This window comes from Caloramator sp. Dgby_cultured_2 (assembly GCF_028872215.1).
GTDB lineage: Bacteria > Bacillota > Clostridia > Clostridiales > Caloramatoraceae > Caloramator > Caloramator australicus.
Map to the genome: position 1 here is coordinate 742612 of NZ_CP118396.1, position 16811 is coordinate 759422.

The 16811-nt window shown below is 29.8% G+C and carries 26 protein-coding genes and 1 pseudogene; 16 read left to right on the top strand and 11 right to left on the bottom strand.

Annotated features, from left to right (window positions below):
- Window positions 1-272: 272 nt before the first annotated feature.
- The 8 genes from PWK10_RS04915 to PWK10_RS04950 form a co-directional block, all read right to left on the bottom strand.
- On the bottom strand, window positions 273-632 hold the full coding sequence (locus tag PWK10_RS04915; protein ID WP_274767565.1) for a hypothetical protein: 360 nt from the start codon (window positions 630-632) through the stop codon (window positions 273-275).
- Between the two features lie 100 nt (window positions 633-732).
- The gene (locus PWK10_RS04920) at window positions 733-1215 is read right to left on the bottom strand and encodes a hypothetical protein (RefSeq protein ID WP_274767566.1); all 483 of its coding nucleotides are present in this window, start codon (window positions 1213-1215) and stop codon (window positions 733-735) included.
- Window positions 1216-1559: 344 nt separating this feature from the next.
- Window positions 1560-2282: a hypothetical protein gene (locus PWK10_RS04925; protein ID WP_274767567.1), complete on the bottom strand. Its 723-nt coding sequence runs from the start codon at window positions 2280-2282 to the stop codon at window positions 1560-1562.
- Entirely contained in the window at window positions 2273-3067 is a 795-nt protein-coding gene (locus PWK10_RS04930; protein WP_274767568.1) for a hypothetical protein, read from the bottom strand. Before PWK10_RS04930 ends, PWK10_RS04925 begins: the two co-directional genes overlap by 10 nt.
- Before the next feature lie 59 nt (window positions 3068-3126).
- Window positions 3127-3423, bottom strand: a complete 297-nt coding sequence (locus PWK10_RS04935; RefSeq protein WP_274767569.1) for a hypothetical protein — start codon at window positions 3421-3423, stop codon at window positions 3127-3129.
- 213 nt (window positions 3424-3636) lie between these two features.
- On the bottom strand, window positions 3637-3852 hold the full coding sequence (locus tag PWK10_RS04940) for a hypothetical protein (RefSeq protein ID WP_274767570.1): 216 nt from the start codon (window positions 3850-3852) through the stop codon (window positions 3637-3639).
- On the bottom strand, window positions 3843-4088 hold the full coding sequence (locus PWK10_RS04945; RefSeq protein WP_274767571.1) for a hypothetical protein: 246 nt from the start codon (window positions 4086-4088) through the stop codon (window positions 3843-3845). Before PWK10_RS04945 ends, PWK10_RS04940 begins: the two co-directional genes overlap by 10 nt.
- A gap of 22 nt (window positions 4089-4110) precedes the next feature.
- The gene (locus PWK10_RS04950; protein WP_274767572.1) at window positions 4111-4581 is read right to left on the bottom strand and encodes a hypothetical protein; all 471 of its coding nucleotides are present in this window, start codon (window positions 4579-4581) and stop codon (window positions 4111-4113) included.
- 160 nt (window positions 4582-4741) lie between these two features.
- On the opposite strand from PWK10_RS04950, the pseudogene PWK10_RS04955 reads away from it, so the two are divergent.
- The 15 genes and pseudogenes from PWK10_RS04955 (at window position 4742) to PWK10_RS05025 (ending at window position 13696) form a co-directional block, all read left to right on the top strand.
- Window positions 4742-6423 (top strand): annotated as a pseudogene (locus tag PWK10_RS04955) (GspE/PulE family protein).
- Window positions 6424-6633: 210 nt separating this feature from the next.
- Entirely contained in the window at window positions 6634-7197 is a 564-nt protein-coding gene (locus PWK10_RS04960) for a type II secretion system F family protein (RefSeq protein WP_274767573.1), read from the top strand.
- A 236-nt stretch (window positions 7198-7433) separates the two neighbouring features.
- Window positions 7434-7568 carry a type II secretion system F family protein gene (locus tag PWK10_RS04965; protein WP_274767574.1) on the top strand — a complete coding sequence of 45 codons (135 nt, stop codon included), beginning with the start codon at window positions 7434-7436 and terminating at the stop codon, window positions 7566-7568.
- An 89-nt stretch (window positions 7569-7657) separates the two neighbouring features.
- On the top strand, window positions 7658-8062 hold the full coding sequence (locus PWK10_RS04970) for a prepilin-type N-terminal cleavage/methylation domain-containing protein (RefSeq protein ID WP_274767575.1): 405 nt from the start codon (window positions 7658-7660) through the stop codon (window positions 8060-8062).
- 47 nt (window positions 8063-8109) lie between these two features.
- Window positions 8110-8619 (top strand): prepilin-type N-terminal cleavage/methylation domain-containing protein, encoded by a 510-nt coding sequence (locus PWK10_RS04975; RefSeq protein ID WP_274767576.1) that lies wholly within the window; start codon window positions 8110-8112, stop codon window positions 8617-8619.
- Between the two features lie 6 nt (window positions 8620-8625).
- Complete coding sequence (locus PWK10_RS04980) at window positions 8626-8997, top strand: type II secretion system protein (RefSeq protein ID WP_274767578.1); 372 nt, start codon at window positions 8626-8628, stop codon at window positions 8995-8997.
- Window positions 8998-9373: 376 nt separating this feature from the next.
- Window positions 9374-9727 carry a hypothetical protein gene (locus PWK10_RS04985; protein WP_274767579.1) on the top strand — a complete coding sequence of 118 codons (354 nt, stop codon included), beginning with the start codon at window positions 9374-9376 and terminating at the stop codon, window positions 9725-9727.
- Window positions 9728-9732: 5 nt separating this feature from the next.
- On the top strand, window positions 9733-9999 hold the full coding sequence (locus PWK10_RS04990) for a hypothetical protein (protein ID WP_274767580.1): 267 nt from the start codon (window positions 9733-9735) through the stop codon (window positions 9997-9999).
- A gap of 97 nt (window positions 10000-10096) precedes the next feature.
- A complete protein-coding gene (locus PWK10_RS04995; protein ID WP_274767581.1) occupies window positions 10097-10651 on the top strand; it encodes a PilN domain-containing protein in 555 nt (184 codons plus the stop codon).
- A 5-nt stretch (window positions 10652-10656) separates the two neighbouring features.
- Entirely contained in the window at window positions 10657-11019 is a 363-nt protein-coding gene (locus PWK10_RS05000; protein WP_274767582.1) for a hypothetical protein, read from the top strand.
- Window positions 11020-11080: 61 nt separating this feature from the next.
- Complete coding sequence (locus PWK10_RS05005; protein WP_274767583.1) at window positions 11081-11278, top strand: hypothetical protein; 198 nt, start codon at window positions 11081-11083, stop codon at window positions 11276-11278.
- 20 nt (window positions 11279-11298) lie between these two features.
- Complete coding sequence (locus PWK10_RS05010) at window positions 11299-11640, top strand: type II secretion system protein (RefSeq protein WP_423219148.1); 342 nt, start codon at window positions 11299-11301, stop codon at window positions 11638-11640.
- Between the two features lie 70 nt (window positions 11641-11710).
- A complete protein-coding gene (locus tag PWK10_RS05015; RefSeq protein WP_274767584.1) occupies window positions 11711-12097 on the top strand; it encodes a hypothetical protein in 387 nt (128 codons plus the stop codon).
- Window positions 12098-12156: 59 nt separating this feature from the next.
- Window positions 12157-12897 (top strand): hypothetical protein, encoded by a 741-nt coding sequence (locus PWK10_RS05020; protein ID WP_274767585.1) that lies wholly within the window; start codon window positions 12157-12159, stop codon window positions 12895-12897.
- Between the two features lie 211 nt (window positions 12898-13108).
- On the top strand, window positions 13109-13696 hold the full coding sequence (locus PWK10_RS05025; RefSeq protein WP_274767586.1) for a metallophosphoesterase family protein: 588 nt from the start codon (window positions 13109-13111) through the stop codon (window positions 13694-13696).
- Window positions 13697-13712: 16 nt separating this feature from the next.
- Here PWK10_RS05025 and PWK10_RS05030 read toward each other — a convergent pair whose 3' ends face one another.
- Complete coding sequence (locus tag PWK10_RS05030; RefSeq protein WP_274767587.1) at window positions 13713-13856, bottom strand: hypothetical protein; 144 nt, start codon at window positions 13854-13856, stop codon at window positions 13713-13715.
- Window positions 13857-13954: 98 nt separating this feature from the next.
- The gene (locus PWK10_RS05035) at window positions 13955-15610 is read right to left on the bottom strand and encodes a BMP family ABC transporter substrate-binding protein (protein WP_274767588.1); all 1656 of its coding nucleotides are present in this window, start codon (window positions 15608-15610) and stop codon (window positions 13955-13957) included.
- A gap of 96 nt (window positions 15611-15706) precedes the next feature.
- On the opposite strand from PWK10_RS05035, the gene PWK10_RS05040 reads away from it, so the two are divergent.
- Window positions 15707-16009, top strand: coding sequence for a Dabb family protein (locus PWK10_RS05040; RefSeq protein ID WP_274767589.1), 303 nt, complete (start codon window positions 15707-15709; stop codon window positions 16007-16009).
- Window positions 16010-16066: 57 nt separating this feature from the next.
- Here PWK10_RS05040 and PWK10_RS19455 read toward each other — a convergent pair whose 3' ends face one another.
- Window positions 16067-16786, bottom strand: coding sequence for an FAD-dependent oxidoreductase (locus PWK10_RS19455; protein WP_446715292.1), 720 nt, complete (start codon window positions 16784-16786; stop codon window positions 16067-16069).
- Between the last annotated feature and the right edge of the window lie 25 nt (window positions 16787-16811).

Consider the following 16811-nt stretch of genomic DNA (forward strand, 5'->3'; position numbering starts at 1 on the left):
TATTTTGGATAAATCATATATAGCCTTTTTTGATGCTTTTTAATAAATGTAGGAGATGCATAGGGTAAAATTAAGTTTACAGATGGAATTAAATTTCTCTTTGGATATTCACCCCTCCAGAGAATGTCACCACCTATATATGGATAAAGTAAATTTTCATTAAACCAATGACGAAGTTTAGGTATAAAGTAAACGCAGTCAACATCTCTTTTGAACGTCCATTATTTCTTTTCCTCTTCCTGAAAGTATACCAACGATAATTTTATGAACCTTTACATCTTCTTTTTTAGTAGAGGATCTAATGCCTTAATTCTATAGCCCTTATGCAGAACATCATCAATTAAGATAACCGGCCTATTAAAGGATTTAATCATTTTAACCTGATTTTCTATTTCAAGGTAATATGGATAGGCTTTTATAGTAAAGCTTTTCATATCTGGTTCAAAAAATTTTTCAGTGTGTAATGATTTCGTGACCGTATTGGGAACGATGTATCTATTTAAAAAATTACCAAAGGGAACACACATAAAGGGGCCATATTTTTTATCCCTTTGAGGAATAGTTGATACACCATTTTCTTTACATATCTTCCTTACTAAACTTTCGTGAACAATATCCATATCGATAGGCAAGAGTAAATTGCCAGGATATAGATTTACAAGGGCCTCTAAAAGTTTTTGCGTGATTTTTCAATTGTTAAAGCGATGTTTGAATTACTTCTAAATGGTTCCTTTAAAACGTTTTCAATATCAAGATTAATCGTGCAGGGGAGTTCATATTAACTGCATAAACATCATCAGAATGTGGAATTTTTATAAAACCGTATAGAGCTAAATTATTTCTGATTTCTTCGTCATTAAGTTCTAAACAATCTTTATAAATAGCGTAATCATAGTCTTTAGCGATGCAAAAGGCTAAAGTTTCGGTTAAAAGTATTTTATCAATATTTTTATAACTATTATCTTTATTAATATAAAGTGCATCAATCATTATTATTCTGCCAACTGCGTTTTCTCTTATATATTCAGTTGCAATAGCGTCAAAAAGTTCTAAATATAAAGATGAACTTCTTAGCCAATGGAAGGCAGAGAAGGCTAATATTTTATCCTCTTTTATGTCCTTTATTACTAAAAATCTTGCATTATATTTTTGGGACATGGATATTAATTTTTGTTTATAAAGTTCACGTTTATCCTTAAATAATGTAGAAAGCAAAGAAATCAATTCACTGCTTGGTTCATCGTAAACTGCAATATCAATTGATACTGTTTTAATTATCGATTTATATTGTGGCTCCCTTCTATAAAAACCATTCTCAAAAATGTATCTTTCAGCTAAGGGGTCAACAAGGGCTGATATATTTTTATTTTTATCTATATAATTTCTAATTTGTGAAGAACTAATATCCTCATATTGTGGGGGAAGGGAAAGTTTAATTATATCCTTTTTAAATTTTGAATAATCCTGTAGATTTAAACTATCATTTGTAGGAGTGTGTAAAAGACTCCTTCTTTCAAATATTATATGTGGGAAATTATAAATGTTAAAATCGCCCTCAGCTATTTTATAGGCAGAGGCATTGTTAATAACGTCGCTGCCAACGTAAGGTATACTTCTGAATGAGGGAAAATGTCATTAAGCTTTTTAAGGTCATTAACATTTGCTATGTTTATCGGGACATCCTTTGGGAATATATAAATTTTTAGCTCATCTGCTACTGAAAGATTTATAATGTTCCTCCTTAAAAGGTTTGGAAGAGTTTGCTTTGACCAAGAAAATTCATCTACTTGTAGATAAACAGTAAATCCTAAATCCCTGATCGCCTTTGCAATCTCTTTATGGCTTAAGGAGAAGGGGTCAAAACTTCCAGGGAAAAAGGCAATTTTATTTTCTGGCTCTAATTCAATATTGCCTATTATATTTATATATTCAGAAATAAATCTATAAATATGATTTAATGACGCTGAATTTGAGAAAAATTGAAGGTCGTCGTTTTTATCTTCTGGAATCAAAGTTAAAAGCTTTTTAGCGATTAAGTTAAATATTTTTGCTTTTTCTTCAAATTTTAGAGTATTATTTTCAAATATTATTTTTCCTATTACACTTATTGCCATCCTTCTTATAGAATTTTTATAATGGACAAGTCCATTCATCAAAACACCTAATAGCCTGTTTAATCTATGATAGTATTGGTTATTGTCCTCGTAAAAATTTATTTTATATTTAAAATAGTTAGCTATAGATATACCTATGGTCTTTAAAAGAAGTGTATTTATTTGCACACCTGCAGTTTTGATTTTTCTACAAAGTCATCAACAACCTCATTTAATTCAACTGGTTTTAAATATAGGACTATTTGGCCTAAATATTCAGGGATATATTTAGTAAATTGATAACCTTCAATTTCAAGGGCCCTTAATAATTCTACAACTATGTCGTTTCTCTGTTCCATCGTAAGATATGGAATAAGTTTAACAAGCATTTCTCCTGCTTTATTTCTAACGCTCTCGTAGGCACTAACCTTTAATATATTGCAGAAGTGAATTGCAATATAAAGTCCTGAGGTTTTAATATTGCTTATGGCATAATCGTAGAGCATTTCTATTTGAATCCTTTTTACGATCCAGCTGGTAGCCGTTTTTAAGTTGCTAAGGGAAATATCTGATATCTTGTTTTCGTATTTATTTATATCGAGCTCAATTGGATAACCTAATTTTGAAAGTATTTTAGTCTTAATATATTCCTCGGCTTCAAAATGATTGCTGTTCATATTTTTAATTAAATGTTCCTTTATTGAGCTTATTTTAGGGATGGTCGGGTATTTTTCTAAAAGTTTATCAACTGTATCAAGGGCGGATAAAACATAAACTAAATTGTCTGATGTAAAATTGTTAAGGAGAAATTCAATAAAAATATCATCATCGTCAGCTATAGGAATATATTTAATTGCCTCTATCATAAAGATTAAGTTATATTTAGGAGGTGAAGTTTTGTAAATTTCTTTTAAAACCTCTTTGTAAGAATTAACTTGATTTCTTCTACAGTTTTTAAATAGCGACGATAGCATTGTGCTAAAATTGTAGCCAATCCATCCCTTATGTAAGTCTAATAACCTTTCATCGGGGCTTAAAAAAGTTTAATATATTGTTTTAAAAGGTCCAAGCTAGTAATTGAAGGATTTTCTATGTTAATATCCTCAGGAACTTCCTTTCTGTATTCTTCATCAAAGGTGGCAATTAATGTTCCTATAAGCTGGGCACACTGCTTTCTAATATCATCTTCAGGGTTTAACATTTCATCGTATAAGAATTTTAGCATTAATATCTTTTGATGTTGAGTTAAATACTGGGAATATTCCTCAAACACACTTAGGTATTCCCTAAGATTATTTTTATCCGAAAGGCTTCTTGCAGCCTCCAGCATAAGATTTAGTGAAGCTTCGTCGCGAAGGCGATGCATTAAATTGATGTTGTGATAAATTGCAGCAAACTTAAGGTGATTTATAACATCTTTGCCTTGTAGTAGTGAATAGTTTATTTTACTTTTCTCTTCTTTAGGTTGACTTTTTCCAAGTCGACATTTATACCAAGGCTAATTAAATAGTCTTCAAAATCCTTTAATTTTGCGTAAACCTTTCTATATCTTTTTCTTTTTTTCATCGACGTTATCGAGTTTTTGCAATATTACATCGAAGGACTCCTCCAGAGAGAAAATATGCATCTTTTGTCCTTCACCTATTTTTTTATTTTTCACCCTAAAATCAGAATATATAAGGATTAATGATTCGATTGGAAGATTCTCAAGTTCTAAATCCCAAGTGGAATGATTAACAGCAATATGGCCTATATACATGATATTATTCTTTTTAAACCACATATCTGTATAGTAATAATGAAGGTAGGGTATTTTTTTAACTCTTGAGGCCTACATCCGAATTTACCTATATCGTGACCGGCGGCTGCTCCTGAAATTTTAGCAAGGCTAATAGGAAGACCAGCAGCCTTTACCTGTCTTGCAATATATAGTGCAAGAGAATGAACGCCGCAAATATGATCTAAGGTATTATGCTGGGTTAGCTCTTTATGCAATTTCATAAGCTCATAAATGTATTCACTTGTTGAATGCCTTTAAGAACCTGCTATATTCTGTTCTCATTTCGCTATCTATTTCATCTTCATTTAAAAATATCAGTGGAAATCTTCCCTGCCAAGAATTGTCATCGTAATATTTTTGAATTCTATTTAAAATAGAAAATAATAATAAAAATATTTCGCATACCAATGAATAATCATCATATAATTTTATTGTTACAGCATTTGGAAAGGATTTAGATAGAGTATATTCATATAAATATTGCAAGAAGTTTTCGGGCATGGGACCTAAAACTTTAATATTATCGTAAACTTCATTATAAAGTTCTTTTGCTGTAAATTTTTTATTCCTTACTAGCGATTCTAATTTTTCTATAAGGTCATCGTTAATAAAATTTTTAATTAGATTAATATTTTGATTTAAAATATGATTATACAACAAGTTATCCATTTCATACTTCAGAATATTAAAAATATTTATATTTTCCATCGAAATCACCTCAAGGTTTGAATTTACTAATATTATCTCAAAAATGAAGATTTATTCAATAAATATGTTTTTTAAAAGCGAAGGGTTTATTTACAAGAAATCAAAATTACCTTATAATTACAATAAGAGATTGAACTAAAATACCGAAAGGAAATGGTCTATGCAAACTAAAAAGAGGCTAGGTGAAGTTTTAATAGAGGCAGGTTTAATAACCCAAGAACAGCTTCAAAAGGCTCTAACATTACAAAAAGTAGCGGGAAAAAGCTTGGGGAAATATTAGTTGAGCAGGGGGTTATTTCAGAGGATCAAATTATTGAGGTTTTGGAATTTCAGCTTGGAATACCCCATGTTAAGCTTGATAGATTTCCAATAGAACAAGATGCAGTAAAGCTTGTTTCTGAAGGTATTGCCAAAAGACATACATTGATTCCTATTAAGCTTGAAAAGGACAAGCTATATGTAGCGATGTCTGATCCTTTAAATATATTTGCAATAGAAGATGTTCAAATTTATAGCGGCAAAAACGTTCAACCGGTTATAGCAAAATCCGATGAAATAAAAAGACAAATAGATAAGTATTATGGCAAACAAGAGGCCCTTAAAGCTGCTGAGGAATTTAAGAAGGAAAGCAAGGTATTTAAAACTGAAAGAAATAAAAATGCTGCTGAAGATGAATCAGCCTCTGCGCCGATTATAAAATTAGTAAATTCAATATTTGAACAGGCAATAAATCAAAGGGCCAGCGATATTCACATAGAGCCCTTTGAAGAGGAGCTAAAGATAAAATTTAGAATCGACGGAATACTTTATGAAATTATGAAGATGGAAATTGAGCTTCATTCAGCCCTTGTTGCCAGGATAAAGGTTTTAGGAAATATGGATATAGCAGAAAGAAGAATTCCGCAGGATGGAAGAACTTCATATACGTATTTTGAACAGGAATATGACATGAGAATTTCAAGTTTACCAACAGTTTATGGTGAGAAGGTAGTAATTAGAATAGCAGATAAAAGGGCGTTTTTAAAGGATAAAACCAATTTAGGATTTTTAAAACACGATTTGGAGCTGTTTGATAAAATAATTTCATCCCCACATGGGATCATTTTAGTTAGTGGTCCTACAGGAAGCGGAAAATCGACAACTTTGTATACGATTTTAAGAGAACTTAATACAGGAAGCAAAAATATTATAACAGTAGAAGATCCTGTCGAAAGCACGATATATGGTATAAATCAAGTCGAAGTAAACCCAAAGGCTGGATTAACCTTTGCGACAGCTTTAAGATCGATTCTAAGACAAGATCCAGATATTATTATGATAGGGGAAATTAGAGATAAAGAAACTGCTGAAATAGCAGTTCGTGCAGCGATAACTGGACACCTTGTTCTATCAACTATACATACAAACGATGCAGCAAGTGCCGTAACAAGGCTTGTGGATATGGGGATTGAAAATTATTTGATTAGCTCTTCATTGGTTGGTGTAATTGCCCAAAGGCTTGTAAGAAGAATATGTCCCCATTGTAAAGAGGAGTATATTCCGGATGAAACAGAAATTAATGTTTTAGGTATTAATGAATATCAAAATATAAAGCTATATAAAGGAAAAGGATGTTCATACTGTGGCAATAAAGGATATATGGGAAGAACAGGCATTTATGAAATATTGGTCATAGATAAAGAATTAAGAAATTCTATTTTAAAAACTTCCAGCAGTGATGAACTAAAGGATTTAGCAGTGAAAAAGGGGCTTGTTACACTTAAAGAGAGTTGCAAACAGAAGGTATTGATGGGAGAAACAACCTTTGAGGAATACTTAAGGGTAACCTATTCTATGGATTAAAAGAGGGATGACTATGGCGGAGTTTTTTATGAAGCAATTAACAGCAGAGGGAAAAGAATAAAGGGTAATGTTATAGCTAATGACCTTGAAACTGCTTTATCACAATTAAAATCAAAGGGATATTATATTATTGACATTGGTGAGAAAAATTTATTTAACAAGGAGATAAGTATTAAGTTTTTAAACAAAGTATCTTCAAAGGATTTATATTTGTTTTGTAGACAGCTTGCAACTTTATTGGAAGCTGGGCTTACACTTTTGACTTCTTTAGAGGTAATAAGAAATCAGCTCTCAAATAAAAGGCTTGTTAAGGCTGTAAATAATCTATATGAGGATGTTAAGAAGGGAAAAACATTATCTGAGTCGATGATGGAAAATAAAGACGTATTTCCAGATTTGCTTATTAATATGGTAGAAGCAGGAGAGGTGAGTGGATCTTTAGATAATTCCTTTGAGAAAATGGCTTACCACTTTGAAAAGGACATGAAGCTCAAGCAAAAGGTTACAAATGCACTTATGTATCCAGCTATAGTTTTATTAGTTGCAGTAATTGTGCTAAATCTTCTTTTGATTTTTGTAATTCCGACATTTGTAGGGCTATTTAATGATTTAGGCGTTGAATTGCCTCCAACAACTAAATTTATTCTATCTACAAGTTCATTTATTAAGAATTATTGGTCAATATTTCTTTTAATGATTATATTGATATCTATTTTAATAAATATATACAAAAAACACCATCAGGAAGTATATTTTTTCAACATTAAAGCTTAAAATTCCTATAATAGGGAATATATCATTAAATGCATCAATCGCAAGATTTTCAAGGACTCTTTCTACTTTAATCGATGCTGGAGTTCCTTTAGTTGCTGCGATTGATACAACAAAAAACTATTAGGCAATGCCTATATAGAAAAGCAATTTGAAGATGTTGCTGAAAGGGTGAAGGGGGTGAGGGATTAAGTAGACCAATTGAAGATCTAGAGATTTTCCCAAATCTTGTTCCTGTTATGATAAAAACTGGGGAAGAGAGTGGAACTTTAGAAGAGATGCTTACAAAATTAGCAGATTTTTATGAAAATGAAGTTGAAAACTCAGTAGCAAGGCTTACTGCAGTCTTTGAACCGGTCATGATAGTTTTTTAGCACTAATAGTAGGTTTTATGCTAGCTTCAATAATTTTACCGATGTTTAAACTTTATGGTAACATGAATTTAGGTTAGGAGGGTTTTGTTATGGAAAAGAGAAAAAAGAAAGGTTTTACATTGATTGAAATGGTTGTGGTTTTAGCTATTATAGCTGTTTTAGCAGGTATTGCTGTTCCACAAGCATTAAATTCAATAAATAAGTCAAAATCAACTGCTGATATTGCTAATGCAAAAGCTTTGGCAGGTGCAATAACCCAGGGAGTTGCAGAAGGGCAGATTACATTAGCTGATACACAAAATGCTTGGAAAATTGTTAATACTACTAATATAAGTAACCTTAACAAGTATATTAGTTCAATACCAAAATCAAAGAAATATGATGTTGAATTTGAATATAAATATGATGCAGCTAATGGAATTTTAACAATAGGTGTTAAAGATAATCAAGGCAATTATCACATTTTATATCCAACTCCAGAAGCGAATTATTAATAATAAACCAGAGGTTTGATTTACCTCTGGTTTAAATCAATTAAATAATGGAAGTGATTTTATATGAAAAAGGCTTTACCTTAACTGAAATGATCATTGTTCTTGCTATAATTAGTATCATCGCTGCAGTAACAACACTTAATTTTGTTAGACTGGGTAAAAGCTCAAGGGTTAATAGTTATGCTGATGAAATTGCTGCAATGTTAAAGGAAACTTATGAAAATGCCAGTAAGGAGATGGATTACGAAAATTGGTATATAGAAATTAAAAAAATTGAAGATAAATTTTATGTTGAACTTAAAGGAAATAATGCCCAAAAGGAAGTTGAGTTAGTTGACACTGATATCATATTAAAAAATGATAATTCCACTTTGACACTTCAAAATTCTGTATCAATAATATTTTCATCCAATGGCAATATAATAGTTAAATATGATGATGGAACAAAATTAGAAAATGAAAATTTATACATTGAAATGTTTGAAAGGAACAATCCATCAATAAAAAAGGTGATAGAAATCAACTCACTCCCACCAGGAAATATAAAGGTTAAATAGGGATGATTGTATGAGAAAAAAGGTTTTACACTTGTTGAAATTTTAGTTGTTGCACTTATTTTATTTATAGTCTTAGAAGTTGGTTATAATATTTTGATTAACAATATAAAAATGGCCTATAGAGAAAAGAACAAAGCCTATATTGAAACTCAAGCAAAATCATTTTTAGATTATATCTTTACATCGCTTCAATCATCCTATCAGGAAACGATTGATGCTAAAGATAACAAGTTGATATTTATAGTGCCCAAAAATAATAATCAAGTTTTGTTTAGTGAAAATACGTCTAATGGAGTTAAAATAGAAGTTACCTATAGTAATAACTCTATATACGTTCAAAAACGGATTTGCAAAGTAACAAAACTTCTAATAATCTAGTTTTAAATGGCAACATAAAGCAACTTAATATTACAAAACAAAATCGGCTCATCACCATTAGTTTAGTTGTTGACTTTAAAGATAATAAAACAATTAAAACATATACTTTAAGCTATACAATTAGAAATTGAAGGGGATTTTTATGTTTGAAAAAGTATGCGTAGAAATTAGTAATAATTATATTAAGGTAATAGAAGGTAAAATGGGAAAAAAGTTAATATAAAAGAGTAGGAGAAATAAGTTTTGATGTAGGAATAAATAAATCAGTATTGGATTTAGATGAAACTGAAGTTTGTGAAAAACTAAATAAGTTTTTTCAGAAAATAAATTAACAAAAAAGAGCTTAAATATCATACTATCTGGTGTATCTAATTTATTGGTCAGAGAAATAGTAATCCCGATTATTAAACAGGATAAAATATATGATCTTTTAAAATTTGAAGCATCCCATCATTTTCCAGTTGATTTAGAAAAATATATAATTGATTATAAATTAATAGATACCTATAAAGAAAATAAAATTAAAAAACAAAGAATTTTAGTTTTTGCGCTTCAAAAGAAGATGATAGAAAAGGTTATTAGTATATCAAACAAATTAAATATAAAAATAAACAAAATCGACATTGAGCCTAATGTGATTGCAAAATTATTATCAAAAAGCATGGGGCAATCCATTGAAATGATTCCTACTAATATTACTATGATTGTAAATCTTCAAAGGAGTTTTTAACTGCGGTGATAGTAAAGGATAACGTAATTCAAATGACTAAAACCTTTCCATTTGATCTTATTGATATGTATAAAAACAAGGAAAAAGAAGATTTTGTTCCAGATCAATATACCTTAAATGAAGCTTTGGAGAATATTACTAAGTTATTGGAGTTTTATATAGCTAAGGAAAGAACAGATATTAATTCAATAATTTTAATAGGAGAGCTTGCTAAGTATTTTAATTTGAGTTTGCTTCTGCAACAAAAACAGGCGTCAAAACACAAGTTTTAGAAAATCTTCAATTTTTGGATAATTTAAATCAAAGCTATGACTTAAATTCCTTTATAGTTCCAATTGCAGGGCTACTTTAGAGTTAAGGAGAGATTTTATGTTTAACCACAGCTTGCTGCTAAAAAATAAGGACATAAACTTTCTAGAGGCATATTATAGATATGAAAAACATAAAGATTTTTATTTTGCAAAATATCTTTGGTTTATAGGAATTGAAATATCTATTTTTGCAATTATTACATTATTCATGCTATTTAATATCAATTCCTATGAAACTATAAATAATAAAATTAAATCAAATATAGAGAAGTATAAAAACATTGAATCTGAAATTGAAAGATTTCAAGTAATGAAGGGATTACTGGAAAATAAAAAGATATTTATGGAGGATATAATTGAAGGTAATAATTCCTTATACAATATTTTAACAGAAATAGAAAGTAAAATTCCCATAAATTTAAAAGTAGAAAATTTAAACATATCAAGAGAAAAATTAACTATGATGGTAGTTACAAATAAAGAGGAAAATATTGCTCAGTTTATCTATAACTTACAAAACTATGATTGTTTTAAAAATATAAGCATTAATGGGATAACTAATTATGAGGGTCAGATTAGAACTACAATAACAGCTGATATAGTTAGGAAGTGAGTGATATGACGGAGAGGGATAAGAAGTTGATTATTATTTTAATAATGCTTTTGATTGGTGCTTTATATTATTATTTTTACCAAAATCTAAATTCAAAACTTGAAGCTTTAAAGCAGGAAAATATCCAGCTTACAAGCAAGAAGGAACAGTTAAACAAAGCAATTATTATATACAATTCAAATAAGGAAAAAATGCAACAAATCAATCAAGAATATAATGATATTTCATTGAAATTACCAAAAAATTTGGATGAGAAATTTGTATTAATAGATTCTTTAAATTTGCTAAGAAAATATGACGCTAGAATTGGTGATATTCCAATTGAAAAGAAACAGCAATTTATCTTTGAAAAAATAATAAAAAAATAGACAAAATATTTTTTATAAGATAACGTTAAATACGCAAATTAACTATGAAAATTTTAAAAAAATGTTAAAAGAAACAAAGGATTTTAATACCCTATATATGATAGATAATATTTTGTTAAAACCGATTTCTGGTAAGTCAACGGGGGTATTAGATTCAACGTTTGATATATATTTCTTTGGATACGATGATGAAAAGGCACCTGAGAGGGAATGGACTGATTTAAATAATAGCATAGGGAAGACAAATCCCTTTAAATAGTCAGGAAGGGACGTGAAAATATTAAAAAATTTAATGGTTTAACATTAATTGAGGTATTAGTCTCTATTGCAATATTAGGGATACTGATGATTCCACTTTTTACTATGTCGGATTTTATAATGAAAATAAATAAAACATCTTCAGATAAACTTGATGTTGGGCAAATAATGACTATATATATAGAAAAATATAAGATTGATCCTTCAAACTCATACTTTGAGCATCTAGAAAATGGGATTGCTGAGTATAAAATTTACTTTGAGGATGTAGGTGAAATAGCAAAGTTTAAAGTAGAAAGCCCAAATGACCAGGCAGAGAAAATAAGAAAAATAAAAAAATTAATGTTATTATTAAGAAATTAAACAAGACTCTAAATAATTACGAAACGGTTAAGCAGGAAACAATATTGATAATGCAATGAGAGTGATATTTATGAAAAAAGGTTCTGCATTGATTTTTGTGATATTAATATTTTCCATCCTTCTGACTTTAAGCGTTGGACTTTTGCAATTTTCAGTAGCATCCTATAAACAAAGCAATAATTTTGTTTCAAAGAACGAAAACTTTTATAATGCAGATTCAGCTATTGATTTAGCGTTATTTATACTTGATGCTTTTTCTGAAAAAGCAAGAGAAAAGGCTTATGTTTATTGTTTTAAAGATGGAAATGTTAATACAGAAAGCCCTGAAGTTAAAATAATATATGATCAATATATGGCTCAGATTAATGATAACAACCCCAATAATGATGATGCAGCTTATAATGCTTATAAAGAAAATTTAAGTAAAATTTATATAAAAAATATAAAGAATATTTAAAGACATATTTAATAGATAAAGCTGATGATCAACTTTTAAATTTAAATCTTCAGGTTGAGATGTTAAATGAAAAAATTGAAATAGATTATTGGAGACAAGCCGTTGAATATATTTATAATAAAATACTGTCTCCTATTTATCCAAACGTAGATTTTAAAATTCTTTTATATAATGAAGCAATTAAAGATCTTGAGTTTTCAAAGGTTTTAGGAAACCAATTTAATTCATCATTTGAGGATTTCAATCTTAATTCAGAATCTTATCCAAGGGAAACCATAATAATACGTTCTAGGAATAAAACAGACAATACTAAGAATTATATTTTGCTCAACTGCGAATTTGAGCCAGAAGGCGGGGGATTTGTTGAAGGAAATCTTCCGCTTATAACTGATAATATCTTATTTCAAAAGCCTTTAGTAGTGGGAAAAGAAGAAGATATAAAAGTTGATAAATATGTTGATTTTAAAGCTTTAGAAAAAGACAAACAACTTGAATTTACAGATTCTAATAATAAAATTTATATTTATCTTGATAAGAATGATAATAGTAGTAGCAAAAATAATAATGGCATTGATCTTTCAAATTATAATGGATATAAAGTATTAATAGCTTCAAATAATAATAAATATATAATGTCAACAAAGAATATTGAAGTATATGGCAATATTATAGCAGATGACCTTCATAAAGATAATATAAACGAAACAAACGATAATAACAAAGGAATTTTAAAGGATAAAAAAATGGGACAACTATTAACATTATTTATGATGAGAGTATTTCTAAATATTGGATATTGATTTTAAATGAACTTAGAAAGGATAATAAAATCGATCAGGAAAAATATGATAAAATCCTTCAATATTTTAAATTACAAAATCAAAATAATAATGTGAAAATAATTAAAGATTTAAATTTTTCTAATTTTACTACAAGCATTAATATCTTGACAAGGAGGCAGATTAGAGTAAATAATTGATAAAGAGGACAACTTAAAAAGGTTGGGTTAGCGTGAAAATACTACTTCTTTCGGATGTGGAATCAAAATATATTTGGGATTATTTTAATCCAGAAAGATTTAAGGATATTGAGCTTGTTATATCCTGCGGGGATTTAAAATCTGAATATTTATCTTTTATAGTAACGATGATAAAGGCACCTTTGTTTTATGTCCATGGCAACCATGATACTGATTATTTGACCAATCCTCCAGAGGGATGTGAATGTATAGATGATAAATTGGTTGTATACAAAGGAATAAGAATTATAGGCCTTGGTGGTAGCAAATTTTACAATAGTAGCTTACTTCAATATACAGAGGCACAAATGGAAATGCGGATTGCAAAGCTAAGGCCGAGAATTTGGTGGCACAACGGATTTGACATTTTAGTAACCCATGCAGCAGCCTATGGCCTTGGAGATGGTGACGATAAATGTCATGAAGGGTTTAAGGCCTTTAATAGGCTTATAGATAAATATGAGCCTAAATATTTTATCCATGGTCATATGCATCTTAATTATGGCAACAAGGAAAGGATTATTAAATATAAAAACACAACCATAATAAATGCGTATCAATACTATATTTTAGAATATTAGGGAGGTTTATGCCTCCCTAAATTATTTCGACACCTTCTACAAACCAGTCCATATTAAGTATTTGATCAAGGGTTGCAATCTCGTCAGGTTCAATCCTAAGATTTCCATCATTATCGTAAATAGGGCCGGTAAATGGGTGATATATATTGCTAATAACCATCCTTTTCATATGTTCAACAAGTTTTTGGGTTTCAAGGGGAATATTATCCTTTGAATAATATATATCTAAAACGCCAGAGTCTATTCCCCACCAGAAGTTTACAAGACGGTTGGTGTTATTAAAAGGTCTGAAATCGTCTTTATGCTTCCATTCAATATGCTATTTAGTATTTTTTCATAAAATATTCCCCATCTCCAAATTGGAGCAGCAAGATATTTATCGGGCTTTTTATCATTGATAGAAGTTAGCATAGAATATACACCATATTCCTTTGTAATTGGATGATCCTCATCAATGGTAATATTTGCAATTATATCAGCTCCGAGTTCTATCAGCTTATCATCTGCATCTTCGTTTTTAACTTTACTATACCATTCATTGGTCCATGATACTAGAATCTTAGCAAAGGGATTAATAAGCCTTACACCTTGAGTAAAGGCGTTTATTGAAGAAACTACTTCTGGAGCAGGACTTGTAGCTACATAACCTATTTTATTTGTTTTTGTTAAGGCACCAGCAATAAGTCCTGATAGGAACCTTGGCTCATAGGTTCTGCCGAAATAATTCCCTACATTAGAATAGGGCTTAAATTCTGAGCAGTTAAAGAATTTAATGTTTTGAAATTCAATGGCACATTTTACAGTTGAATTTAAAAATATTGGGCTTGTAGTAAATATAACATCGAAATCTTTTTCGGCAACTTTTCTTATGGCATCATATGAAGTATCATCAAGGGGAATATTGGCAAAATATTCAGTTGTTATATGATCCTTTAAAACCTCCTGCACATATTTTCTGCCTAATTCATGGGCATAAGTCCAACCAGAGCTTTCTGGATCCTTTGCATAAATAAATGCAACCTTTAAAGTTTTCTTGATGTTTACTAAAGAAGTTAAAGTGGATATAATGTTCTGTTCATTTATATCCGGTGTTGTCTTTATTTCTTCATCTATCGATGATACTGATTTTAATATTTGAATTATACTCCTTATTCTGTGAGTTAACTCTTCATCTGTAACTTCAATCGGTAATCCATATATATTGCAATACTCTAAAAAGGCATCGGCAGTTGTAATAGGAAGCTTGCCACCACCAAGGTTAAGATATAATCTTCTAAAATTCATATAAATATATTTTTCAAAATATCTATACTTATTTTCTTCAAATTTTATTTCACTAGGATTAAAATTCTCTAATATCCTTAACAATTTATCAAAGCTTCCAAGCTTAGAAAAATATATAGATTGAATACCAGTAATCTTATTAAAATTAAGGAATTCATAATAAAGCTTTATCTCATGGTTAGTTTCGTCGTATTTTGGAATTAATCGTGTAACATCAGCATAAATTGAATATACATCGAAATATTTTAATATGCTAACCCTTTTGTTACCTTCAACGACATAATACCAATTTAAATACTCGTAAACCTTTATGGGATCTCTAATTCCTTCATCTAAATGGGCTGTGCATAATGCAACCCATTTTTTCTGAAACTCTGTATTAGGGTTTAATATGGGCATAAAGTTTTTAGCAAAGGACCTGCTCCTTAAATAGGTGTATGTTCCTATGATCTTCTTTAAAGGGACTTCCTTTATCCCTATATTTATTTCTGATATTATTTCGGTATTTTTAAGTATGCCCTCTAAGGATGGAAGATATCCTGATTGACCTAAGGAAGCATTTTTAGAATATTCCTTTAGGGCCATTTTCCTTGCATTTATATAATGTTCTTCAGGAGTAAAATTTCGCATCTGATCACCTCATAAAAGTGCTTTTAAAATATATTATATAAAAATATGAAAACATGCAATTAATTTTATGTTAAAATTTACTTGGAGGTGATTGATTTGATTAAACATATTGTAATGTGGAGATTAAAGGATGAAGCTGAAGGAAGGACAAAGGATGAAAATGCAAAGGCCATGAAATCTATTTTGGAGGATTTAAAGGGCAAAATTGATGTGATTCAACATTTAGAGGTGGGCATAAATTTTGCCAAATCCGATGCTGCCTTTGATGTTGCACTTTATTCAGAATTTAAGTCAAAGGAGGATTTAGAAAAATATATAAATCATCCTGAACACAAAAAGGTAGTAGAATTTATAAACAAGGTGAGAGAAGAAAGATATGTAGTTGATTACGAAATTTAAAAGAGGGGATTTCCCTCTTTTAAAAAAGCTCTGGATATTTTTCTCTAACATACTGGTCTATTGCTTCTGCGACCTTTTAGAAAGGCTTACAGCTTCAACAACAGCCCTAGCTCCAGTTACAACATCTCCTGAAGCAAAGACGCCTTCTTTTGTTGTTCTTCCAAGATTATCGGTAAGAAGAAGACCACTATTGTTAATTTTTAATCCCTCAGTATTAGATACTATATTTGCTTTAGGTCCTTGGCTTGCTGCAATTATAATCGAATCGGTTTCTAATATTGCTTCTGTGCCAGGTATTTCTACAATCCTATCCTTTTCATTGTTTGATTTTTCTGTTTTAATATATTTTATTCCTTCGTCTAATATTTCAAGGGGAGATTTAAAAAATTCAAATTTAACTCCATCTATTTTAGCATATTCTATTTCCTCTCTGTTTGCAGGCATATCCTCTTCGCCACGCCTATACATTATTATAACTTCTCTTACGCCCTTTCTTAGGGCTGTTCTTGCAGCATCGATTGCGGTATTTCCAGCACCGATGATTACAACCCTCTCTCCTAAATCATAAACATCAGGATTTTTCAAGTAGTCTATTGCATAATGAACGTGGCCGAGGCTTTCTCCTTTTATTCTAAGGGGTTTAGGGTTCCAAACTCCAGTGCCAATAAATATTGCCTTGTAGCCATCCCTAAATAAATCCTCTAAAGTTATAACTGGACCTATAAGAGTATTTGGTCGTATTTTAACTCCCATATTAAGCAGTTTATTTTTAATCAAATCTAAAATATTCTTAGGTAAGCGG